Consider the following 22,971-nt stretch of genomic DNA (forward strand, 5'->3'; position numbering starts at 1 on the left):
GCCTTTTTTTTGGCCTCGGGAAACGTGCAGATGGCGAGCAGCAGCGTGCGAAGTGTGTGTCCTTATTGCGGCGTCGGCTGCGGCATCGTCATGCAGGTCGAAGACAACCGCGTGACCAAGGTCAGCGGCGACAAAGACCACCCCACCAACCACGGTCGCCTGTGCACCAAAGGCACCACCTGCGGCCAGGCGATTGCCGAATCCGGACGCATGGAGTCGGCTTACCTGCGTCACGAGCGTCGCCAAGACCCCGTGCGCACACCCATCGACGTGGCGATCCGCGAAACCGCCCAGCGCCTGCGCACGATCCTCGACCGCGACGGTCCGGACGCGCTGGCCTTTTATGTTTCCGGGCAAATGTCCCTTGAAGCGCAATACCTGGCCAACAAACTGGCCAAGGGTTTCGTGCGCACCCACAACATCGAGTCCAACTCACGGCTGTGCATGGCCAGTGCGGGCAGCGGGTACAAGCTGTCGCTGGGCGCCGATGGCCCGCCCGGTTCCTACGACGATTTCGACAAGGCCGACCTGTTTTTCGTGATCGGCGCGAACATGGCCGACTGTCACCCGATCCTGTTCCTGCGCATGATGGATCGGGTCAAGGCGGGGGCGAAGCTGATTGTCGTCGATCCCCGGCGCAGTGCCACGGCGGACAAAGCCGACCTGTTTTTGCAGATCAAGCCGGGGACTGACCTCGCGTTGCTCAACGGCCTGCTGCACCTGCTGTACGAAAATGGCGATATTGATGCCGACTTCATCGCGTCCTATACCCAGGGCTGGGAGGCGATGCCATCGTTTCTGGCCGATTACACGCCCGCCCATGTGGCGCGAATGACGGGACTGGCGGAGGCCGATATTCGTCAGGCGGCTGCGATGATCGGCAAAGCGCCGGACTGGATGAGCTGCTGGACCATGGGCCTGAACCAGAGCACCCATGGCACCTGGAACACCAACGCGTTGTGCAACCTGCACCTGGCGACCGGCGCGATTTGCCGGCCGGGCAGTGGCCCGTTTTCCCTGACCGGACAGCCCAATGCCATGGGCGGCAGGGAAATGGGCTACATGGGGCCGGGACTTCCCGGACAGCGCTCGGTCCTGGTTGAACAGGACCGTTCCTTTATAGAAGCGCTGTGGTCGATCCCCCAGAGTAGCCTCGGCCAGACCGTTGGCGGCGGCACCATCGATATGTTCGAGCAGATGCGCGACGGCGCGATCAAAGCCTGCTGGATCATCTGCACCAACCCGGTCGCCAGCGTCGCCAACCGCGCTAGGGTGATCGAGGCGTTGCAGGCTGCCGAATTGGTCATTACTCAGGACGCCTTCCTCGACACCGAAACCAACCGCTACGCCGACATTCTTCTGCCGGGCGCGCTGTGGGCAGAATCCGAAGGGGTGATGATCAACTCCGAGCGCAACCTGAACCTCACGCAAAAGGCCGTCGATGCACCGGGAGAGGCCTTGCCCGACTGGCAAATCATCGCTCGCGTCGCCTGTGAAATGGGCTTCGCTGACGCCTTCGACTACACCTCGGCGGAAGACGTGTTCGAGGAAATCAAACAGGCCTGGAACCCGAAAACCGGCTACGACATTCGTGGCGCCAGCTATGCGCGCTTGCGCCAACAGCCACTGCAATGGCCCTGCGCGCCGGACGACCCAGGCTCCCGCAACCCGAATCGTTACCTAAACGATGGCGTCAGTCAGACGCTGATACAGGACGAGAGCGGCCAACGTCCCGCCATTGTGTTTGCCACCGAAAACGGCAAGGCGGTGTTTCTGCCGCGCCCACATATGTCGCCCGCTGAACTGCCCGACGACACCTTTCCGATGGTGCTCAACACGGGCCGCGTGCAGCACCAGTGGCACACGCTGACCAAGACCGGCAAGGTCGCAACGCTGAACAAACTCAACCCCGGCCCCTTTGTCGAAATTCATCCGGACGACGCCGCTGCGTTGGGCATCGCCGACAAGGATGCGGTGGAAATCCGCTCAGCGAGAGGCCACGCCGTGTTGCCCGCCGTGATCACCGACCGCGTGCTTCCCGGCAATTGCTTCGCGCCGTTTCACTGGAATGACGTGTACGGTGAACACCTCGCTATAAACGTTGTGACCAGCGACGCCATCGACCCGATTTCCCGGCAGCCGGAATTCAAGTTCTGCGCGGTTGCATTGAAAAAGGTCGAGCTGATCGGTCATCGCTTTCTCGACCTGCCGCAGACAGAAGATGACGCCGTGGACGAGGCTGAGGGCGAGCCACTCTTGACCCTGTTGTGGGCCTCGCAAACCGGCAATGCCGAGACGTTGGCCAAAGGTTTCGGCTCACGTTTGCGCTCGGCAGGCGTGCCGGTTCAGGTGTCGGCGATGGACAGTTTTTCGGCGAAGCGCTTGCGTGAAGTCAGCAACGTCGCGCTGATCAGCAGCACCTTCGGCGACGGCGATTCTCCAGACAACGGCCAAGGTTTCTGGCAGGCCCTGAGTGCGCAACAACAGCGGCTGGAATCGCTGCGCTACGCCGTGTTGGCGTTGGGCGATCCGAGTTATGACCGCTTCTGCCAGCACGGTCGGAATCTTGATCAGCGCTTGTCGGAACTGGGCGCAACGCCGCTGGTGAACCGGGTCGATTGTGACGGGGATTTTCAGGCGTCGGGCGAAATGTGGTTCAAGGCATTGCAGCAGGCGCTGGAGCTGCCTGCTGCCGAGATGCAGGAAACGATCAGCGATCAACCGACCCGAACACGTCCTCATCACGCACGGCTCTCGATCAATCGACGCTTGAACGGGCAGGGCGCAAGCAAAGATACGCGCCAGTTCGCGCTCACGCTTGGGGATTCGGGCATGACCTACGAAGCGGGCGATGCCTTGGGCGTGTGGCCGCGCAACTGCGCTGCGCTGGTCGATGAAGTGCTCGACCTCACGGGGCTCAAGGGCGAGCAGCCTGTAAACGTCGCCAAGACTGGGGATGTCCCGCTGCGTCAGGCACTGACCGAGCATCTGGAAATCGCCCGGCCCACACCGGAGATGCTGAATTACATTGCCGAGCGCAGCGGCAGTCAGGAACTGAAGGTCCTGCTCGGTGAATCCCTCAGGGGCGAGCTGAAAAGCTGGTTATGGGGACGACAGCTCGCAGATGTGCTGCGCGAATATCCGATCCAGTGCTCAGCGCAGGCGCTACTGGAACAGCTCAAACCTTTGCAGCCGCGCTTGTATTCCATCGCCTCCAGTTCAAAAGCCCATCCCGACGAGGTCCATCTGACGGTGTCCGCCGTTCGGTATGGCCAGCGTAAAGGGGTGTCCTCGACCTTTCTCGCCGATCGAGCGGATGACAGCCCGGTGCCGATTTTCCTGCAACCGACGCAGCACTTTCGCCCACCTCGCGACGGCGATGTGCCGATGATCATGATCGGACCGGGGACCGGCGTGGCGCCGTTTCGGGCTTTCCTGCAAGAGCGCCAGGCGAGAGGGGATCGGGGCGCCAACTGGCTGTTCTTCGGCGAGCAGCACGCGGCCACCGATTTCTACTACCGCGATGAACTGAAAGGGATGCAAAAGGGCGGGCTGCTGACCCGACTCAGCCTGGCTTTTTCCCGCGATCAGGCCGAAAAAATCTACGTCCAGCACCGCATTCAGCAACAAGGCGCCGAGCTGTGGCGCTGGTTGCAGGAGGGGGCACACCTTTATGTCTGCGGTGATGCCACGCACATGGCCAAGGATGTCGATCACGCCTTGCGCGACGTCATCGTGACGCAGGGTGGGATGAGTGAAGAGCGGGCCGTCGAGCACCTGCGGCAGATGGCCGAGCAGAAGCGCTACGTTCGGGACGTGTACTGAGGCCATTCATCAAAATGGTCAGCGCCAGCTCTACCGCTTTCGCCAGCAAGCCGGCTCCCCCAAGCCTGAGCCGTCGCTGAGTCCGGCGGCGAGCGCTGGAGAAACCGCAGAAGCCGCCTGAACCAAAACTGAACCGTTTTCTCGATAGAACGAGAAAACCTTTGGTTACCTGAACTTATCGACCTTTTCCCCCTCTCATGCCGGTAGCCATTGATCGCGGCGGCCTGATAAGCTCGCGGCTTTACTCGTTTGCCCTTTCGGCGCATGAACAAGGAAACAGGATGAAACAGCATCGGTTGGCAGCGGCGATTGCCCTGGTCGGTCTGGTACTCGCGGGCTGTGATAAGCAAGCCAGCACCGTTGAGCTGAAAACCCCGGCACAAAAAGCGTCTTACGGCATCGGCCTGAACATGGGCAAGAGCCTGGCTCAAGAAGGCATGGACGATCTGGATTCCAAAGCCGTAGCGCTGGGTATCGAAGATGCCGTCGGCAAGAAAGAGCAGAAACTGAAAGACGAAGAGCTGGTTGCGGCCTTCGGCGAGCTGCAGAAGCGTGCTGAAGAACGCATGGCCAAGATGAGCGAAGAGTCGGCAGCCGCTGGCAAGAAATTCCTCGAAGAAAACGGCAAGCGTAAAGAAGTGACCACTACCGCTTCCGGCCTGCAGTACGAAGTCATCAAGCAAGCCGATGGCCCAGTACCCAAGCCGACTGATGTCGTGACCGTTCACTACGAAGGCAAGCTGACTGACGGCAAGGTGTTCGACAGCTCCGTCGAGCGCGGCAGCCCGATCGATCTGCCGGTCAGCGGTGTGATTCCAGGCTGGGTCGAAGGCCTGCAACTGATGCACGTTGGCGAGAAGATCAAGCTCTACATCCCGAGCGATCTGGCTTATGGCGCTCAAAGCCCAAGCCCGATGATCCCGGCCAACTCGGTTCTGGTCTTCGACCTGGAACTGCTGGGCATCAAGGACCCGGCTGCTGCCGGCAACGACGCCGCTGGCGCAGCGGACGAGGAAGAAGAAGCTGCCCCGGCAGCAGAACCTGCCAAGCCTGCTGCCAAGAAGTAATCGATCCGTCGATTGCCGCTTGAACAGAAATGCCCCGTCTCGACGGGGCATTTTCGTTTTTGCCGAAAATAAATCGAACGGGGCAGGAAGAGGGCAGTCCCAATACCGTTGGCAGATGGAGCAATGTCGGCATTTGCTGAGCGATGCGTCAGGTTTGTAACTGTCGTGGGTAGCCTCGGCGAACCCTCAAGTCAACGATTTTTTGCGTTTATTTATGTGAGTAAAAAACGCGCGATTTAAGGCAGAGCCCTATAAAACGGGCGTTTCAGCGCCGTAAACCGGCTCTGTTCACAAGGTTATCCACAATTTGTGTGGATAACCTTTTGTGCGTGGACGTGAGCGTTTACAGGTCGGGTTCTTCCATCGAGGGCGATGGGCCATTTGGTCGATTTTTATCGACATCGCTGGAGTGAATATGAAAGCACCCTGGAATTTCATTCGTTACCTGCCCATGGCCAAGCGGTTGATGGCAGCAGGTCGTTTGCCCGCATTGTTGTTCGCGGTGGCGGGCAAGGCCGCGAGCGATGGCAACAGGCTGGGCAAACTCAAGGACGACCTCAAGCTCTTGCAGGCACTGTGTCTGGCGTACTGGCGCGGTGAGTACCGGGCCATCAGTGGCAAGGCGATTTTGTCCGTGGTGGCGGGGCTGATGTATTTTTTGAGCCCGTTGGACGCCATTCCAGACTGGATTCCGGGATTGGGCATGCTAGACGACATCGCAGTCCTGGCGTGGGTGATGAAGAGCCTGGAAGCCGAACTCAGTGCTTTCCGCGCCTGGCGTGAGCGGCAGAGCCCGGAAAAGCTCGCCGTGGTCGAGCGTTTGCCCTCGACGCCGAAAGTGCTGGAGCAGGAAAAGAAAGACTGACAGCTGATCTGCTCCCACCCGATCCACCTGTGGGAGCGAACTCATTCGCGAAGGGCAGCAGGCGGTGGAGATGTGGCGTCTGTAAAACCGATTCGCGAATGAATTCGCTCCCACAGGTCAGCTCACCGGTGTCTCAATCCCCCCGAACGTCGTTCCTGAGAAAACTCTGTCGATCCCCCGTACGCCTTTGCCCCTCATCCGCTGGTAAGATGCCGCCAATATAGAGAAAAAGATTACAAGCAACGGCTATTCGTCCTACAGGGGGTGGTTATGGATCTTCAGGTTATTTCTCGCGATGGAGAGCCAGAATACGCGGTGTTGCCATGGGCGGAGTATCAGGCGCTGTTGAAGGCGGCGGGCGTGTCCCGAGCACCGGAGGCAGCCCCGTCGGCCCAGTCTGCCGCTTCCGCCGCTGCTTCCGATTGGCCGTCGTTCGAGGAGCTGGGGGCGTTGCGTCAGGCCAAGGGCATTGACGTGGCGACACTGGCCCGAGCGGTGGGGATCAGCCCTTCCTATCTGGAAATGATCGAAAGCGGAAACCGCGAGCCCGACGCCGCCATACAGCGCAGTCTCGCCTGGGAATTGGGTGTGCCCGGCTGGCGAGGTGAAGCATGAGCGTGCGCATCAGCCGTCAGCATTGGGAGGCCCTCCTGAGTGAACTGGACCTCGCCCGTCGCCAACGCCATTTGGTCACCTACCGCGCCTTGCTGGAACGCCTGCAATTGCCGACTCCGGCGATGCAAACCCTGACCGCCGCCCTCGAACACCTCGCCGCCCTCGACGCCCGCGCCGAACAGCCGTTGCGCAGCTCGCTGGTCATCAGCCAGGGCGCCAGCCGTCTGCCGCGCACCGGCTTCTTCGAATGCGCTGAACGCCTCGGCCGTTTCACCGGCCCCTCCGACGGCATCGCTGCTGCTTCCTGGCACGCCGCTGAAGTCGTGCGGGTGTTTGAGTTTGAATATGCGGAAGAGGTCAAGCCGGAGTAACTCGCGCGCTGTTGTGCTGAATGATCTGCTGGCTTGTCGACGAAGGTTTCCGTTCAATCGCCAGGGCTTCTCAGGTGTTGGTGCGATCAGCTTGCCACTTGCGGCTTGAAGCTCGTCACCGCCGTATCAATCACATGCACGCTCGCGCCGATGACGTCCTTGGCGTAATGCTTGGCCTGTGATGCCAGCTCTGCGAGTTGACTGGCGTCCAGCGTCGCACACACCTGCGGATGCAGGTGCACCACGCCAATCGAGAGCGAGAGCAGCGGGAACTCCTGGCGCTGCCCTTGGCGGTTGAGGGCGACGAAACAGCCTGCTTCCAAATGATCGGCGCGGTAAAAGCGGCGGCACTGGTTCTGGAAGTCGTCGAGCAGCATGTTCAAACGTTTGCGCCAGTCTTCCGAGCCCAACACCATCAGAAAGTCGTCGCCGCCGATGTGGCCCACGAAGTCGCGACTGGGGTCGATGCGGTCGTTCAGGCACTGCGCCAGGCATAGCAACACTTCGTCGCCACGGCCGTAGCCGTAGAGGTCGTTGAAGGGTTTGAAACTGTCGATGTCCACGTAGCAGATCATCGATTCGCGCCCCTGTTGCAGCAGCCGGGTGAGGCATTGCTGAATCGGCACGTTCCCCGGCAGCAGGGTCAGGGGGTTGGCATAGCGCGCCTGTTGGATCTTCAGTTCCGTGATCAGCTTGAGCACGTCGATAACCCGGCCCAACCCCAGGTAGGCGCCGTTCTGCATGATGATGAAATCTTCTTCGATGCGTTGCCGGGCGCGGCTGGTGATCAGGCGGCTGACCTGTTGCAGCGATTGATTGAGTTCGACGGCGAGAAAATCATCGCTCATCAGGCGGCTGATCGGTTTGCGCGCATAGATTTCGGTGGCGAAGGGTTGCAGCAGCACGTCCGAGAGCGAGTGCCGATGCACGATGCCGATCGGGCGTTGCTGTTCGTCCAGTACGGCCAGCGAGTTCAGATTCGCCTGTTTGCGAAACGCTTCCAGCACGGTGGCGGTCGGCGTGGTTTGCACCACGGCGGGCAAGGTGTTGAGCAGGGCGCTGAGGTCACTGCCTTCTTCGTTGAGCGCCACGGCGCTGGGGTCGATTTTCGGCAGCAGGGTGCGGGCGTCGCGGGGTGGGTGTTCTTGCGGGCGACACAGCAGATAGCCCTGCACCAGCTCGACGCCCATGTCGATCAACACCTCCAGCTCTTCCTGCAACTCAATGCCTTCGGCGATCACCAGCGCGCGGGAGGCCTTGGCCATTTGCAGCATGGAACCGACGAATTCGCGCTTCACGGCGTCCTGATGAATGCCGTCGATGAAGTGCCGGTCGATCTTCACGTAATCCGGGCGCAACTCGGACCACAGGCGCAGGCTGGAATAGCCCGCGCCCAGATCGTCCAGCGCGATGGAAAACCCCATATCGCGGTAGTGATACAGTGCGTTGTAAAGGAGGCCGAAGTCGTCGGTCGGCGTTTGTTCGGTCAACTCGATCACCACCTGGCTCGGCGGAATGCCGTAACGCTGCAACAGTTGCAAGGTGCGTCCCGGCGGGTGCGAAGGCTCCAGCAGGGATTCGGGCGAGATGTTGAGGAACAGTTTGCCTTCCAGCTTCTGCTCGCTGAAACGTCGACACGCCGATTCGCGGCAGGCCAGTTCCAGCTCGCTCAGGCGACCGGTCTGACGGGCAACGGCGAACAGGCTGATGGGGGAGTGCAGGGCGCTGTTGGAAGGACCGCGGGTCAGGGCTTCGTAACCAAGGATGCGGCGATCCGACAGCGACACAATCGGTTGGAACAGGCTGTGCAAGTCGCGGTGAGTCAAAATCGCACTCAAGGCGCTCAGCTGTTCGGTCACGGTCATGGCAATCTCGGGGCAAGAAAAAGGGGCTCGACGCCTGGCGCCGAGCCCCCGTATTTCACGACAGATTCATGACTATTTGATGACGCTTTGCCATCACCTCGTCAGGTTTCACCCAACGAAGTCGTCAGTCACTTACTTCTTCGCCACTGTCCCGCTCAAACCGAGGTAGTCCAAGAGAATCCGGCCGGTCTCGGCCAAGTACGCATCGTCTTCCGGCTTGGTCTTGTCGTCGTCCACCGGCAGTGCGTCCTCGTCTTCTTTCTTCAGCTCTTTGAGCGGTTCTTCGCCTTTGGCCTTGCGACGGGTGTTTTCCATCACCAGTTGCTTGGCATCGATGTCGGCGTGTTCGGCGCGACGCTCGGCTTCGTTGAGGCTGACGGTCTTCTCGCTCATCAGTTTCTTGGCCAGCGCGAGCTTCTGTTCGACGAACACGAACTCGGCGTCTTTGGCAGAACGCACGTCGTGACGCGATTGCAGCTGGGCCAGGAACGGTTTGAACGGGTCCACCGCCGGCTTGATCGCAGGCTTGATGGTGTCGTAGGTCATCGCTTCCGGCAGCGCGCTTTCGCCGATTTCCTTGGTGTCGATGATCGACGGGTAGGCGATGTCAGGCAGGACGCCCTGATGCTGTGTGCTCTGACCGGACACCCGGTAGAACTTCGCCAGCGTCAGTTTCAGCTCGCCGTGGTTCAGTGGCTGAATGGTCTGCACGGTGCCCTTGCCGAAAGTCTGGCCGCCGATGATCAGCGCACGGTGATAGTCCTGCATGGCGCCGGCGAAAATCTCCGAAGCCGAGGCCGAGAGGCGGTTGACCAGCAACGCCATCGGGCCTTTGTAGAACGCGCCGCTGTTTTCGTCTTCCAGCACATCGACCTTACCGTCGGCGTTACGCACCAGCACGGTCGGGCCTTTGTCGATGAACAGGCTGGTCAGCTCGGTGGCTTCTTGCAGCGAACCACCGCCGTTGTTACGCAGGTCGATGACCACGCCGTCGACTTTCTCGGACTGCAATTCGGTCAGCAGTTTCTTCACGTCACGGGTCGTGCTCTTGTACTCCGGATCGCCAGCACGGTAAGCCTTGAAGTCCAGGTAGAAGGCCGGGATCTCGATCACGCCCAGCTTGTAATCCTTGCCGTCCTGATTCAGGTGCAGGATCGATTTCTTGGCCGCTTGCTCTTCGAGCTTCACGGCTTCGCGGGTGATCGAAACGATCTTGGTGGTCTGGTCGTTCGGCGCATTGCTGGCCGGGACGATTTCCAGACGCACGACGGAGCCTTTCGGACCGCGAATCAATTTGACCACTTCGTCCAGACGCCAGCCGATCACGTCGACCATTTCTTTGTCGCCCTGGGCAACGCCGATGATCTTGTCAGCCGTCGCGACCTGCTTGGTCTTCGCTGCCGGGCCTGCGGGCACCAGACGCACAATCTTCACGTTGTCGTTGTCGCTTTGCAGGACGGCGCCGATGCCTTCCAGCGACAGACTCATGTTGATGTCGAAGTTTTCCGCGCTGTCAGGCGACAGGTAATTGGTGTGCGGGTCGTAGGACATCGCGAAGGTGTTCAGGTACGCCTGGAAGATGTCTTCGCTGCGGGTCTGACCGAGGCGCGCCAATTGGTTTTTGTAGCGCTTGGTCAGGGTTTCCTGAATCTTCGCCGGGTCTTTGCCCGCGATCTTCAGGCGCAGAACTTCATCCTTGACGCGTTTGCGCCACAGGTCGTCCAGTTCGGCTTCGTTTTTGGGCCATGGCGCGTCTTTGCGATCGACCAGCAACGTTTCGTTGGTGGTCAGGTCGATCTTGTCGACGCCTTTATCCAGTTGGGCCAGGGCGAAATCCAGACGCGACTTGATGCGATCCAGATAGCGCTTGTAGATAGTGAATCCCGGGTTCAGATCGCCGCTCTTGAGGAAGTCGTCGAACTGAAAGCGCCATTTGTCGAACTCGGCGATGTCGCTGGCGAGGAAATAGCTGCGCGCAGGATCGAGAAGTTTCAGGTAGCTCTGGTAGATGATTTCCGAGCGTTTGTCGTCCAGCGGCGGCTTGCTGTAGTGGTGGCGTTTAAGCAACTCCACGACATTCAAGCTGGCGATGACTTCATCGCGATCAGGCTGAAGATTGTCCCAGCTGTTGGCTGCGAACAAACTGGCCGACATTGGCAATGCAGCCAGGCCAATGAGGAATGCAAGGGTGGTGCTGGGCAAAAAATGCTTCATGCTGATTCGACGCGGGGACAATTGATAACGCATATTAGGCCGTCTTTGAGGTCGCCGGTTCCCTACAGGCTCCGTGAAAACCACTGCGTTCGGCTGCCTTGTCCTGCCGTCGCACGTGGTGTATTCACACAACCTGATGCGAAACCCGGTCGCATAATGCAAAAAGCCCGAACGGCCGCGAGGCACGTCGAGCTCAGTCAAGACTCACTATGGAGGCACCGTGAAAGCATTGCAAGGCGTTGAAGGTCATGTGGAATGGGTTGAACAGCCATCACCGACGCTCGATGTGGGCCAGGTTCGCATAAAGGTCGCAGCGGCCGGGCTCAATCGGGCCGATCTGTTGCAGCGCGCGGGTCTGTATCCGCCACCGCCGGGTGTCACCGAAATTCTGGGGATGGAGTGTTCGGGGGTGATCGCCGAAGTGGGGCCGGGCACGTCCTGGACCGTGGGAGACCGCGTCTGCGCGCTGGTTGCAGGCGGGGCGATGGCCGAAGAAGTCGTGGTCGACGCACGGCATGTTTTGCCGGTGCCAGCGGGCATGTCGCTGCATGAAGCGGCGGGCATTCCTGAAGTCTATGCAACCGCGTGGCTCAACCTGTTCCAGCTGGCCGGTCTTAAACCCGGTGAAAAAGTCTTGCTGCACGCGGGAGCAAGTGGCGTTGGTTCAGCTGCCATTCAGCTGTGCAAGGCGTTCGGCAGCCCGTGCTGGGTCAGTGTTGGCTCGGCAGAGCGGCTGAAGTATTGCGAAGACCTCGGGGCACAGGGTGGGGTGATCCGCAGCGAAAGCCTCGACGGCCTCAACGACTTCGGACCGTTTAACGTGATCCTCGACCCGGTGGGTGCGAATTACGCCGCGCTGAACCTCAAAGTGCTGGGCACCGATGGCCGTCTGGTGCTGATCGGCCTGATGGGCGGACGCAAGGCTGAACTGGACCTGGCGCTGGTACTCGGCAAACGCATCCAGATTCTCGGCTCGACCCTGCGCAGCCGCGACGACCAGTTCAAGGCCGATCTGCTCGCCGATCTGGGTCAACACGTCTGGCCGCTGTTCACCGAACGCCGTCTCAACCCACAACTGGCGCGGACCTTTCCGATCCTCGAAGCGGAAGAGGCTTACGCGGAACTGGCGACCAATCAGGTGTCGGGGAAGGTGGTGCTGGTGATTGATGAAACGCTGGTCTGACAGACCGTTCTGACACGGTCGCCCTGTGAGAGTGACTGAAATCCCTCCCACAGGTGATCAGACATCGCGAAATGGCGCAGCGGACATTGCGCCGCAACCGAGGTCACACGGAGCCCGTCATGGTAATGGCGGTGTCGGTCGTCGTTCCCCCGGCGGGAATGGCCACTCCATTGGAGTCCTTGACGCTGGTGATAGTGGGGTTCGCGACCTCAACGCTGAAACTGCGTATTGCCGAAGACGGACGACTGCCATATTGGCCCACTGCCGTAATCGTGTGGCGCCCGACGCCCAACCCGGTCAGGGCCCTGGTCCAGTTACCGTTGACATCGACCGAGTGCGTGCCTTTGGAGGCGCTAGCGTCAAAAATCTCCACGGACTGATTGGGCGAGGCTGTCCCTGTGATGGTGATGTTGGTGTCGTAGGTTGCTGCGCCTTCTGCAATCTCATTCCCCTGGGGATCCTTGATGCTGCCGATGGTGGGGGTAACCTCTCTGGCGACGCTGAAGCTGCGTATAGTCGAGGAGGGATTACTGCCGTATTGCGCCACTGCCTTTATCGCGTGGCTGCCGATGCTCAATCCGCTCAGCGTTGTGCTCCAGTTGCCGCTGGCATTGACCGATTGCGTGCCTTTTGAATTACTGCCGTCAAAAATCTCCACGGACTGATTTGGCGTGGCCGTACCGCTAACGGTCACGCGGGTGTCAAACGTTTCGCCGCCGTGGGCAATTTCTGCGCCCGCAGAGTTTTTGATGCTGCTGATTGTGGGGGTGGCGGCCGCTATCACGGTGAAGCTGTGGGTATTTGACCCCGGTCGATTACCGGATTGCAGGATGGCCCTGATTGAGTGCGAGCTGGCATTCAGTCCTGAGAGGGGGTAGGTCCATGTACCGTCTACATTAACCGTAGCGGTGCCCAGCGAGGTTGCACCGTCAAACACCTCGACAGTTTCGTTGAGGCGCGCTGTGCCATTGGGCGTAAGGGAGAGTGTGTCTGGGGCTGAGCTGGAGGTGGGGCGGTTCATGCCGGCTGACTCCTGTCTATGGATGGACAGTGCAGATTGAGCGCCGGGTCGGGGCGTTTGGCTACTGTCATAAATGACAGGTTTTGCGACCGTTGGTCGGACAGTGATCCTTCACACTCGTCTCTCAATAATGAAGTTAGCCGACCCGTTGTAATGGACCGCTGATGACAGTCCCGTGGTTTTTTACAGTGTTTTGGAATAACCCTTATTCAAAATGAATTCTATATCAGTGCTGTCATTTTGTTTATGTTGTAGTAATAGGCCTGCAAGTGAGTGTGGCTGATATGGTTTCAAAGCTGTGAAAATTAATGATGAAAGCACGTGCATTGGACACGCGGTATGACAGTGGATCGCCCACCGTCTTCGGTTTTAACAAGGGAGTATACGTATCATGGATTCAGATCGTCGGTAGCTGTCGCTGGCAGCTAATGAACGTGTCGTGGGAGAGACCATCGCTATTTTCGTTGATGGTGTTTTTAATAAAGTTGTGAATGTTGCGAGCGATAATCAGTGGATCGTCAGTCTTTCAGACCTGTCTGAGGGCTCCCATGAAATTCAAGCCTAGTGACCGTCAGGCACCCCTGTTTCCGGTACCTGGACACTTGCAGTGACCCGTGAACGTCATGAAGATTTTGATTTGACGGCGTCCGTCATACTGATGCCCGGCGAAACCGTTCAGACGTCTACAATGACGATCCTTAATGAAGACCCTACGGGGACAGTCGCCATTCAACCCTATAATAAGGATATGCCGTATGACCCCATACCCGGGAAATACGAGGGTCAGGTGTTACATGTCAACTTTCACGCCTTGGCAAGCAACAAAGCGTCGGTGGTCATCACGCTAAAGGTGCCATGTAACGAACTCAGTTTTTGGCATTATCTCCATGGCTCACCCTCAACGAAGGTCACCTGTATCTCTGAGGACGGCAGTCAAAGCCAGCAAATGCTCGGAGACTCCAATGACTTGCCTCTGCAGGTCCATTTCTCGGGCGAGCGCATCAGCCGCCTCCAGATCAGTGGCATCAGTGCATCAGAGTGGTTCGTGATCGATCATTTTGAGTTTTCTTGATACGCCCGTTTCCTGTTCGCATTACTGCGGTGCCTTGCCCGGTTCAATCATGAGTCGGGTGGGTGGCGCGCGCATGTTCTGAGGGAGATCGCGGACTCGCGCTTATTTCATTGCGCAATCACAAAGCGTCTGGATATCTGTGCGTCGCCAAGTATCTATTGATTTGGAATAAATGTTCTTCGAAACGGAAATAACGACGGGCTAACTTATTGTTTTCATTTGTTTTGGTTTCCGCTATGTCGACACCGCCTACGATTATTATGAACCGTGCACTGGAAGAGGGGCGTGAAGAAGTTAATACTTTCGCTGTGTCCTGTGCAGGATGCAGTTAATTAATGTTAAACAGGGAATGAGGAGATTGAATGATGGCCGCAGAACGCGAAAACTTTGATGATCAACCCTCTCAGGTCGTGAACAATTATAACGAGTTCAAGACGCCTACTTTTGCAGAGGTTTATTCCAATGAGGGTGGTCAGGTGGCGCTTCAGTCGCTTGATTATAAGGGGGTCAGTGTTCAACCTGGAAAAATCGAAGGGAAAGTGATCTACGCGAACGATAGCAAGTTGGCGAGCGATAAAGTTGTTTTTGTATTCGCCAAGGTGGAGTTTAGTGAGGTTAAGTTTTGGCACTACCTGACGCCGGCGTCCAGTGTGGTAGTGCTCTTTCATTTGAAGAATGGCGGTTATTATTGGGAAGAGCTGAAAGAATCGGTCAGCGGACCTCGTCAGGTGGTGTTCCACGGATCACCTGTACGTGAAATACAGTTCAGGTGCAACAATATGTCCAGCTTTTTTGTACTCGATAACTTCGAGTTGAATCAAGTGAGTCCTCCTGGCCCCAACTGATACTCGCTGATAATAACGGCCTGATCCAGGAATGGATCAGGTTGTCATCGGCGATGAAATCAGTTCCAGCGATGAATCGGCCAACCGGCCTTCTCTGCTGCTTCTTTGAGCACCGCATCGGGATTCACAACATGCGGGAAGTCGACCTTCTGCAACAACGGCAAATCATTCCTCGAATCAGAATAAAAACTCGCGCCTTCGAGGTTTTCTCCTTCCTGATCCAGCCATTCCATTAACCGCGTGATCTTGCCTTCGCGGTAGGTCAGCACGCCTCGGGTGTTGCCGCTGTAGACGCCGTGGGCGACTTCCAGATCAATGGCCAGCACTTCGTCGACGCCGATGCGTTCGGCGATGGCTTGCACCAGATGCACGCCGGAGGCGGAGATGATCAGGATGCGGTCGCCGTTGGCGCGGTGTTCGGCGATGGTGCGGGTTGCGTCGCTGAAAATGATCGGTTCGATGTAGTCCTCGACCCACGGGCCGACGAGGAAATCCACCTCTTCGGGTGTGCGGCCGATCATGGGTTCCAGGCTGAACGCCATGTAGTCCTCCATCGCCAGATCGCCCTTGCTGTAGGCCTCCATCAGTTCATGGTCTTTCTTCATGAACGATTCGGGATCGACCCAGCCCAGACGCCCCATCTGCTCGCTCCACAGGCTGGCGCAGTCGCCGTGTATCAGGGTTTCGTCCAGATCGAAGATGGCCAAGGCCATGCGCGCTCTCCTTTTTTCAGTGTGGGTTTTATGGATGCTCGGCGCGCAGCTGCAAGTTTCGAGCTACAAGCTGCAAGTAAGAGCAGCGGTGATTCCGCTTTTTCTTACAGCTTGAAGCTTGCAGCTCGCAGCTGCTCCTCTGCTTGCAGTTGCCTTACACGGCGCAGAGCGCCGACGCTTCGATGTTCAGAGTGACGCGGCGGCCGTTCGGGTGCAAGTCATCAGCCGAGCGATTGAGCACGTCGACCACCAGTTCCACCCCGCGCGCTTCGACGCGGTAACGAATCACGTTGCCCAGCAAACTGTGGCTGCGCACTTCGCCTTCCAGCGCGCCAGTGAGGCTCAGTTGAATGGCCTCCGGACGAATCGCCACGCGGCTGTTGATCGGGCGTTGCATCAGGCGGCTGGCGTCGTCGGGTTCGAGCAGGTTGTAGTTGCCGATGAAGCCTGCGGCGAACGCATCCACCGGCGCGGTGTACAGGGTTTCGGCGTCGCCGCTTTGCACGATCCGGCCCTGATTCATCAGGAAAATCCGGTCGGACATGGTCAGCGCTTCCTCCTGGTCGTGGGTCACGAAAATCGTGGTCAGGCCCAGTTCCTGCTGAATCGCACGAATCTGTTCACGCAAATGTTTGCGAATGCGCGCATCCAGTGCCGACAGCGGCTCATCGAGCAGCAGCAGGCGAGGGCGAGTCACCAGTGAGCGTGCCAACGCCACACGCTGGCACTGCCCGCCCGACATCTGGTGCGGGTAACGCTTGGCCAGTTCGTTCAGCTCGACGAGCTTCAAGACCTCAGCCACGCGCTGTTTGGTTTCGTCAGCGCTGACCTTCTGCATGCGCAAACCGAAGGCGACGTTCTGTTCCACGTTCATGTTGGGGAACAGCGCGTAACTCTGAAACACCATGCCAATGCCGCGCTTCTGCGGCGACACCGGGACGAGGTTCTTGCCATCGAGAAAAATCTTGCCGCTGGTGACCGAGGTCAGCCCTGCGATGCAACGCAACAGGGTGGACTTGCCGCAGCCGGACGGGCCGAGCAGGGTCACGAATTCCCCCTTGTTGATCACGCAGTTGATGTCGCTGAACACAGCGGTGCTGGCGTAGTTCTTTTGCAGGTTTTCGACAGTGACGAAGCTCATGTCAGTCTTTGTCCTTGTTCAGTCGGTTGGCCGCCCAGGTCAGCAGCAGCACGAAGAAGAAATAGGAAATCACCAGGGCGCTGTTGAAGTGGCCGCTGCTGTTGCGCATGTTGTTGAGGTAAACCTGCAGGGTCTCGTAACGGGTGCCGACCAACAGGTTGGCGAACACGAACTCGCCGAACAGGAACGAGAACGACAGCAGCAGGGCGATCATCAGGCCCTTGCGCAGGTTCGGCAGCACCACCAGAAACGCTGCCTGAAAGGTGTTGGCGCCGAGCAGTTGCGCGGCGTCCATCAGGTCCACCAGATTGATCGCTTGCAGGTTGTTGGTAATCGCCCGGTACATGAACGGCAAGGCCACGGTGAAGTAGCAACCGATCAGAATCCACGGCGTGCCGACCATCGCCAGCGGCCCCGAGCCGTAGAGCTGCAACAGCCCCACCGACGACACAACCGGCGGCACCGCGAAGGGCAGCAGGATGAGGATGTTCATCAGCGCGTCGAGTTTCGGGAAGTGGTAATGCACCACGAACAACAGCGGCAGAACCAGCACCACCGAGAGGATCAGCGCGCCGACGCAGACCAGCAGCGACTGGGCGAACGCCATGAGAAAGCGCGGGTCGCTCCACAGCGCCACGTACCATTTGTAGGTGAAACCTGCGGGCAGAATGGTCGCCGACCAGCTGGTGGCGATCGAATACACAAACGTGCCGAGCAACGGCGCCAGCAGGATCAGAAACAGGATGTACACCACCACGCGGTGGTAGAGCCCGACCGGGCCGTGTTCAGCGCGAGACATGGTAGCTCCTCTTCAACAGCCACTGATGGACGACGGTCACGAGGGTCATCATGCCCACCAGAATCATCGCCAGGGCGCTGGCCATGTTCGGGTCGAGGGTGATGTCCCCGGCCACCATCGCAGCGATGCGAATCGGCAGCACGTTGAAGTTGCCGGTGGTCAGCGCGTAGACCGTCGCGTAGGCGCCGAGGGCGTTGGCGAGCAGGATCACGAAGGTGCCCAGCAGGGCAGGGGTCAGCACCGGAATGCCGATGTGCCGCCAGAAATCCCAGCCGCTGGCGCCGAGCAACGACGCCGATTCGCGCCAGTCGTCACGCAGCGCATCAAACGCTGGGTACAGCAGCAACACACCGAGGGGAATCTGGAAGTAGGTGTAGAGGATGATCAGGCCGGTCTTCGAATACAGGTTGAAGTCATCGATGATCCCGGCCTGCTTGAGGATCAACGTCAGTGCGCCGTTGAAGCCCAGCAGAATGATGAAGGCGAACGCCAGTGGCACGCCGGAGAAGTTGCTGGTCATGTTGGCGAAGGCGCTGACGAAATCCCGCAACCGCGAGGGGACTTTGCGCAGCGAATAACTGCCGAGGATCGCGATGACGATGCCGATCAGGCTCGACCAGAAACTGATCTCCAGGCTGTATTGCATGGCCTGTCGGTAGAAGCGCGAGTTGAAGGCTTTGACGAAGTTATCGAGGCCCCAACCCGCGTCCGAATGCAGGCTGTTGATCGCGACCCACGCCAGCGGCGCGATCTGGAACGCAATGAAGAAAATCGCAAACGGCACCAGGCACAAAAGCCCCAGCCATTTGCCGCGACTCTGTGAATTCACTTGAGCACCTCTCTGCAGACGGGTTTGTCGTGGGGCACGCCGAGCAGCTCGCAGACGGTGCCGCAGATCTCGGTCTGTTTCGGTTGCGCGCCGGGGTCGAGGCTGAACGCGTCGCCGATGACGAACAGCGGGACTTCGCGTTCTTCCGGCAGGATGCCGTTGTGGGAGCGGTCGTTATTCATGCCGTGGTCGGCGGTCACCAGCACTTGGTAACCGGCGTCGAGCCAACGCTGCAGGTGCTCGGCGAGGATGATGTCCGCCGAGCGCGCGCTGTTGCGGTACTGCGGGCTGTCGAGGCCGTGCTTGTGCCCGGCGTCGTCGATGTTCATCGGGTGGATGAACAGGAAATTCGGCTGATGCGCGGTTCGCAGATGCTCGGCATCGTCGAACAGATGGGAATCGGGGTAGTGATCGACGTAATAGAAATGACCGTGCTGGATCGGCAGGTCGACGTCGTCGGTGTGGCGATCGCGGGAGGCAATGAAGGGGCTGCGGTTGTACAGCTCGCTGACCCAGTGATAGGCCGCGGCGGCGGTGTTCAGTCCGGCGGCTGCGGCGTAGTGAAAGACGCTGCGCTGGTTGGACAGACGCGAAACGTGGTTATGCACGATGCCGCTGTCGATGGGTGCGACGCCGGTCAGGATGCATTCGTAAAGGGGGCGGGACAGGGCAGGCAGCTCGCATTCCAGCTTATAGAGCGCGGCGCGACCTGCATTGCGGTACGCCAGCAGATGCCCCATCGCATGCTGCGCCACGCTGTAACTCAGGCCGTCCAGCAGGATGAGGATGACGTTGTGTTTCATGCGCGCTCCGGGATGTTCGGGTGTTTTGCTTTTGATTCGGCCGAAGGCGTAGGAGTCCAGCTTGCTGACGATCTGCCGCGAAGCGGTAGCGAAACCTGCGCATTCGATATACCTGACACACCGAGTTAGCCGGTATTACTACCGCTCCGCGGCAGATCGCAGGCAAGCCAGCTCCTACGTCCTTCGGACAGAAGCAGGTTGTTGCCCCCCACAAAAAACGGCGCTTCATCCTTGAAGCGCCACTGGGGGCTTACTGCATCTCTACGATGACCTGTTCGTTCCACTGCTGCGGCAGGGCTTTCGAGGTTTTTTCCCACGCGTCTGCGTTTTTGATCGGCTGCGGATTCGCTTTGACGTATTGCTCGGACGGGATCAGGTTTTTCGCGATTTCTTCCGGCAGCTTCAGACCAGTTTCAGCGCGAATCGGACGGGCGTTGCCCTTGGCGAGGTTGATCTGGCCTTCGTCACTGAAAATGTATTCGCGGGTCAGCTTGGCCGCGTTCGGGTGCTTGGCGTATTTGTTGATGATGGTGGTGTAGCCGGATTTGACCGAACCATCGGACGGGATCAGCACCACGTAGTCATCCGGGTTGGCCATCTTGGCCTTGTAGCTCAGGCCGTTGAAATCCCACACCACGCCCACTTCCACTTCGCCTTTTTCCATGGTCTGGATGGTCGGGTTGTTGATGCCCAGGCGTTTCTGCTTGGCCAGTTCGGTGAACAGTTGCAGGCCAGGGGCAATATTGGTTTCGTCGCCTTTCATGGCGATGGCGGCGGCCAGTACGCCGTTGGCGGCTTGAGCGGCGGTGCTCACGTCACCGATGGTGACTTTGTATTTGCCGGTTTTCAGGTCCGCCCAGGACTTCGGCACGTCGGAGCCGTGCAGCAGCTTTTTGTTGACGATGAACGCGATGGTGCCGGTGTAGGCCAGTGCCCAATGACCGTCCTTGTCTTTCGCCCAATCCGGGATTTGATTCCAGGTGGTCGGCTTGTACGGTTGGGTCACGCCTTTGGTAACGGCGATAGGGCCGAACGCGGCACCCACGTCACCGATGTCTGCGCTGGCGTTGTCTTTCTCCGCATCGAACTTGGCGACTTCTTGCGCCGAGCTCATGTCCGTGTCCATGTGCACGAGGCCGTACTTGGCGGTCAGGTCGGTCCAGGTGCCTTTCCAGTTCGCCCAGTCATCGGGCATCCCCACACTGTTGATCGCGCCTTCGGTTTTGGCCGCAGCTTCCAGCGTTTTAAGGTCGGTGTCCGCGGCCATGGCCGATGTGCTCAGCGCAATGGCCGAACCCAGGAGTGATGCCAGCAAAAGGTGTTTCATTCGAAGCTCCTTTGGGCACTTCTCGACCTCTATCAGGAAAGGGTCGGCGAAGTGTTGGTTGCGGGTGGGTGGTGCTAATGGTTTGGTCTAGGTCAGCAATACCTGAGCCAAGTTAGGCGAGCCTCATGACACTTTCGTGTCTGGACCGTCTTTTGCTTGAATGACGCCAGGCAGAGGGTACGGCTGTGGAATAAGCGTAGACCATGGCCAAGTGGCTGATCTGAAAAGGTTAATTTCTTTTAAATGCCTGATTTTTCAAGCGGATCGCGCTGGAATGTCACGGAACAGTCATCTAGGCTGCCTAGGCTCTGGGTGATTGAAGCGGGCTCTTGAGCGGTACGCTTTGCCCCCGATTAGCGCTGGTCTAGTCCAGATAGGTAACGCAATGCGCCAAGATGTGCCCCGTGCGGTGACGACCATCTGCAATGCCCTGCAAGAGCAGATCGAACACGGTCTGTTGCCGCCTGGCAGCAAGTTGCCCGCTGAACGCAAACTCAGCGAAGTCTTCGACACCACGCGCATTACCTTGCGCGAGGCGCTGGTGCAGTTGGAAGCTCAAGGGCTGATTTACCGTGAAGAGCGCCGGGGCTGGTTCATCTCTCCCCCGCGTCTCGCATACGACTTGATGCGCCGCAGCCACTTCCACGCGATGGTCGAAGCGCAGGGCAGGGTGCCGGCGACCCAAGTGATTTCTGCCCGATTGCAGCCTGCGTCCGCAGCGATTTGCGGGTTGCTGCAACTGCCAGCCTTGTCGAGTGTGATCCAGATCTGCCGCGCCCGACGCATCGATGAGCGCTTGGTGCTGTACGTCGAGCACTACCTCAATCCCGAGTATTTTCCGCAGATTCTGGACTTCGACCTGAACCAGTCCCTGACCGAACTCTACGCCCGCCATTACGACATTCGTTACGGCCAGGTGCGATTCGAGATGGTGCCGACGGCATTACCGGTGGAAGCGGCGGCAGCGTTGAAAGTGTCGATCGGCAGCCCCGGTTTGCGTATTGCCAGGGTCAACCACGACCAGCGCGGGCGGCTGATCGATTGCGACCTGGAGTATTGGCGACACGATGCGATTCACGTGAGCGCGGTGGTGGGGGAGCGCTGAGCGCGCTTGGTCTGGCAGGTGTACGCAACCTCCCCTGTGGGAGCGAATTCATTCGCGATTCGCCCGTGCAGGCCACACATCTCTATCGCCTGACACATTTTTCGCGAATGAATTCGCTCCCACAGGAGACCCCATTTGCAGGCCTGACGGGATCGTCCAATGACCTACAAATCAATCACCAGATCCGACGTCGGCTTGCTGCAACACAACAGCCGCAATCCCTTGTCGATCTCGCGCTGACGAATCCCGCCGTTGTGGTTCATCTCCACGGTCCCTTGCAGCAACGAAGTTTTGCAGGTGCCGCACACGCCCTGGCTGCACGACGACGGCACGATAGCCCCGGCCTTTTTCGCTGCTGACAACACAGTCTGGGTTGCGGGCATGCTGAAGGTCTTGCCGGAGCGGGACAGGGTGACGGTGAACAGCTTCTCCCCCTGCTCGACACTCGGGGCGGCCTCGATCAACGGCTCTTCCACCAGCGCCGCAATGTCGAAGCTTTCTTCGTGGTAGTGCGCGAAATCGAAGCCGCCGTTTTTCAGCAGCGCCTTCACCGCGTCCATGTAGCCCTTCGGCCCGCAGGTGAAAACCTCGCGCTCCTTGAAATCAGGCACAGCCTCACTCAGCAGTTCCAGACTCAGGCGACCGACCGGTCCCTTCCAGTCCACGTCGACCCCCAAGCCCTCGCACACATTCAGCACCCGCAGTCCGGGCATCAACGCCTGCATGCGGGTCAGTTCGTCGTGGAAGACGATATCGACGGGCGTCCGCGCACTGTGCACGAACACCACGTCCAGCTGCGCCGACAGGTCGAAACCGGCGCGGGTCATGGACATCAACGGCGTCACGCCCGACCCCGCCGACAGGTACAGCAACTTGGCGGCGGGATGACCGACCGGAGTAAAACTGCCAGCTGGCCCTGAAGCACCCAGCGTATCGCCTGCTCGCAGGTTGTCGTGGAGCCAGTTCGACACTACGCCATTCGGCACGCGCTTGACCGTGATCGAGAAGGAAAACGGCCGCGTGGGTGAAGAAGACAGCGTGTAGCAACGGGCGATGGTCTGCCCGGCGATCACCGGCGAAATTGTGATGAACTGGCCCGGTTCGAAACTCAGTGCGTTGAAATCCGGGCAGCGAAAGCTGAAAGTCTTCACGTCGTGGGTTTCGTCGCGCACGTCGCAGCACAGCAGGGTTTTCTGCTCGCCGCTGTTCCACTGCGCGCCGTACGCGCCCCAGGTGTCCGCGTCGGTGAAGCGTTGCTGCGAAGACGCGTTACCGAGGTGGGTAGGCAAAGTCTCGAATCGGGTCATGATC

At 59.1% G+C, this 22,971-nt stretch carries 19 protein-coding genes; 9 read left to right on the forward strand and 10 right to left on the reverse strand.

Going from position 1 to position 22,971, the window contains the following annotated elements:
• Positions 1-30: 30 nt before the first annotated feature.
• The 5 genes from ACIQAL_RS02160 to ACIQAL_RS02180 all read left to right on the forward strand — a co-directional run bounded on the left by ACIQAL_RS02160 (position 31) and on the right by ACIQAL_RS02180 (position 6,743).
• Positions 31-3,825 (forward strand): molybdopterin-dependent oxidoreductase, encoded by a 3,795-nt coding sequence (locus ACIQAL_RS02160; RefSeq protein WP_401141878.1) that lies wholly within the window; start codon positions 31-33, stop codon positions 3,823-3,825.
• A gap of 281 nt (positions 3,826-4,106) precedes the next feature.
• Positions 4,107-4,892: an FKBP-type peptidyl-prolyl cis-trans isomerase gene (locus ACIQAL_RS02165; protein ID WP_166593393.1), complete on the forward strand. Its 786-nt coding sequence runs from the start codon at positions 4,107-4,109 to the stop codon at positions 4,890-4,892.
• 415 nt (positions 4,893-5,307) lie between these two features.
• The gene (locus ACIQAL_RS02170) at positions 5,308-5,757 is read left to right on the forward strand and encodes a YkvA family protein (RefSeq protein ID WP_166593392.1); all 450 of its coding nucleotides are present in this window, start codon (positions 5,308-5,310) and stop codon (positions 5,755-5,757) included.
• A 270-nt stretch (positions 5,758-6,027) separates the two neighbouring features.
• The gene (locus ACIQAL_RS02175; protein WP_401141881.1) at positions 6,028-6,372 is read left to right on the forward strand and encodes a helix-turn-helix domain-containing protein; all 345 of its coding nucleotides are present in this window, start codon (positions 6,028-6,030) and stop codon (positions 6,370-6,372) included.
• Positions 6,369-6,743, forward strand: coding sequence for a hypothetical protein (locus ACIQAL_RS02180; protein ID WP_401141883.1), 375 nt, complete (start codon positions 6,369-6,371; stop codon positions 6,741-6,743). Before ACIQAL_RS02175 ends, ACIQAL_RS02180 begins: the two co-directional genes overlap by 4 nt.
• Positions 6,744-6,829: 86 nt before the next feature.
• On the opposite strand, the gene ACIQAL_RS02185 is transcribed toward ACIQAL_RS02180, so the two are convergent.
• Together ACIQAL_RS02185 and ACIQAL_RS02190 are read right to left on the reverse strand one after the other, a co-directional pair.
• A complete protein-coding gene (locus ACIQAL_RS02185; RefSeq protein ID WP_401141886.1) occupies positions 6,830-8,608 on the reverse strand; it encodes a bifunctional diguanylate cyclase/phosphodiesterase in 1,779 nt (592 codons plus the stop codon).
• Between the two features lie 132 nt (positions 8,609-8,740).
• Entirely contained in the window at positions 8,741-10,822 is a 2,082-nt protein-coding gene (locus ACIQAL_RS02190) for a carboxy terminal-processing peptidase (RefSeq protein ID WP_401141888.1), read from the reverse strand.
• A 220-nt stretch (positions 10,823-11,042) separates the two neighbouring features.
• Here ACIQAL_RS02190 and ACIQAL_RS02195 point away from each other — a divergent pair, with 220 nt between their 5' ends.
• Entirely contained in the window at positions 11,043-12,005 is a 963-nt protein-coding gene (locus tag ACIQAL_RS02195; RefSeq protein ID WP_401141890.1) for an NAD(P)H-quinone oxidoreductase, read from the forward strand.
• Between the two features lie 103 nt (positions 12,006-12,108).
• On the opposite strand, the gene ACIQAL_RS02200 is transcribed toward ACIQAL_RS02195, so the two are convergent.
• Positions 12,109-13,026, reverse strand: a complete 918-nt coding sequence (locus ACIQAL_RS02200; RefSeq protein WP_401141893.1) for a hypothetical protein — start codon at positions 13,024-13,026, stop codon at positions 12,109-12,111.
• Between the two features lie 607 nt (positions 13,027-13,633).
• On the opposite strand from ACIQAL_RS02200, the gene ACIQAL_RS02205 reads away from it, so the two are divergent.
• Positions 13,634-14,098: a hypothetical protein gene (locus ACIQAL_RS02205; RefSeq protein WP_401141896.1), complete on the forward strand. Its 465-nt coding sequence runs from the start codon at positions 13,634-13,636 to the stop codon at positions 14,096-14,098.
• A 362-nt stretch (positions 14,099-14,460) separates the two neighbouring features.
• Positions 14,461-14,943, forward strand: a complete 483-nt coding sequence (locus ACIQAL_RS02210; RefSeq protein ID WP_401141899.1) for a hypothetical protein — start codon at positions 14,461-14,463, stop codon at positions 14,941-14,943.
• A gap of 59 nt (positions 14,944-15,002) precedes the next feature.
• On the opposite strand, the gene ACIQAL_RS02215 is transcribed toward ACIQAL_RS02210, so the two are convergent.
• From ACIQAL_RS02215 to ACIQAL_RS02240, 6 genes are all read right to left on the reverse strand, one after another.
• Positions 15,003-15,656, reverse strand: a complete 654-nt coding sequence (locus ACIQAL_RS02215) for an HAD family hydrolase (protein WP_401141901.1) — start codon at positions 15,654-15,656, stop codon at positions 15,003-15,005.
• A gap of 154 nt (positions 15,657-15,810) precedes the next feature.
• On the reverse strand, positions 15,811-16,797 hold the full coding sequence (locus ACIQAL_RS02220) for an ABC transporter ATP-binding protein (protein WP_401141904.1): 987 nt from the start codon (positions 16,795-16,797) through the stop codon (positions 15,811-15,813).
• 1 nt (position 16,798) lies between these two features.
• A complete protein-coding gene (locus ACIQAL_RS02225; protein ID WP_401141906.1) occupies positions 16,799-17,596 on the reverse strand; it encodes an ABC transporter permease in 798 nt (265 codons plus the stop codon).
• Positions 17,583-18,425, reverse strand: a complete 843-nt coding sequence (locus ACIQAL_RS02230) for an ABC transporter permease (protein ID WP_401141909.1) — start codon at positions 18,423-18,425, stop codon at positions 17,583-17,585. The genes ACIQAL_RS02225 and ACIQAL_RS02230 overlap by 14 nt, the downstream gene beginning before the upstream one ends.
• Positions 18,422-19,228 (reverse strand): alkaline phosphatase family protein, encoded by an 807-nt coding sequence (locus tag ACIQAL_RS02235; protein WP_401141912.1) that lies wholly within the window; start codon positions 19,226-19,228, stop codon positions 18,422-18,424. Before ACIQAL_RS02235 ends, ACIQAL_RS02230 begins: the two co-directional genes overlap by 4 nt.
• Positions 19,229-19,478: 250 nt before the next feature.
• A complete protein-coding gene (locus ACIQAL_RS02240) occupies positions 19,479-20,555 on the reverse strand; it encodes an ABC transporter substrate-binding protein (protein ID WP_401141915.1) in 1,077 nt (358 codons plus the stop codon).
• Between the two features lie 385 nt (positions 20,556-20,940).
• Here ACIQAL_RS02240 and ACIQAL_RS02245 point away from each other — a divergent pair, with 385 nt between their 5' ends.
• Positions 20,941-21,660, forward strand: coding sequence for a UTRA domain-containing protein (locus ACIQAL_RS02245; protein WP_401141918.1), 720 nt, complete (start codon positions 20,941-20,943; stop codon positions 21,658-21,660).
• A 164-nt stretch (positions 21,661-21,824) separates the two neighbouring features.
• Here the strand turns inward: ACIQAL_RS02245 and ACIQAL_RS02250 are convergent, their stop codons facing one another.
• The gene (locus tag ACIQAL_RS02250) at positions 21,825-22,967 is read right to left on the reverse strand and encodes an FAD-binding oxidoreductase (protein ID WP_401141921.1); all 1,143 of its coding nucleotides are present in this window, start codon (positions 22,965-22,967) and stop codon (positions 21,825-21,827) included.
• Positions 22,968-22,971: the final 4 nt, after the last annotated feature.

It is taken from the genome of Pseudomonas sp. NPDC088368 (assembly GCF_044753445.1).
GTDB lineage: Bacteria > Pseudomonadota > Gammaproteobacteria > Pseudomonadales > Pseudomonadaceae > Aquipseudomonas > Aquipseudomonas bambusae.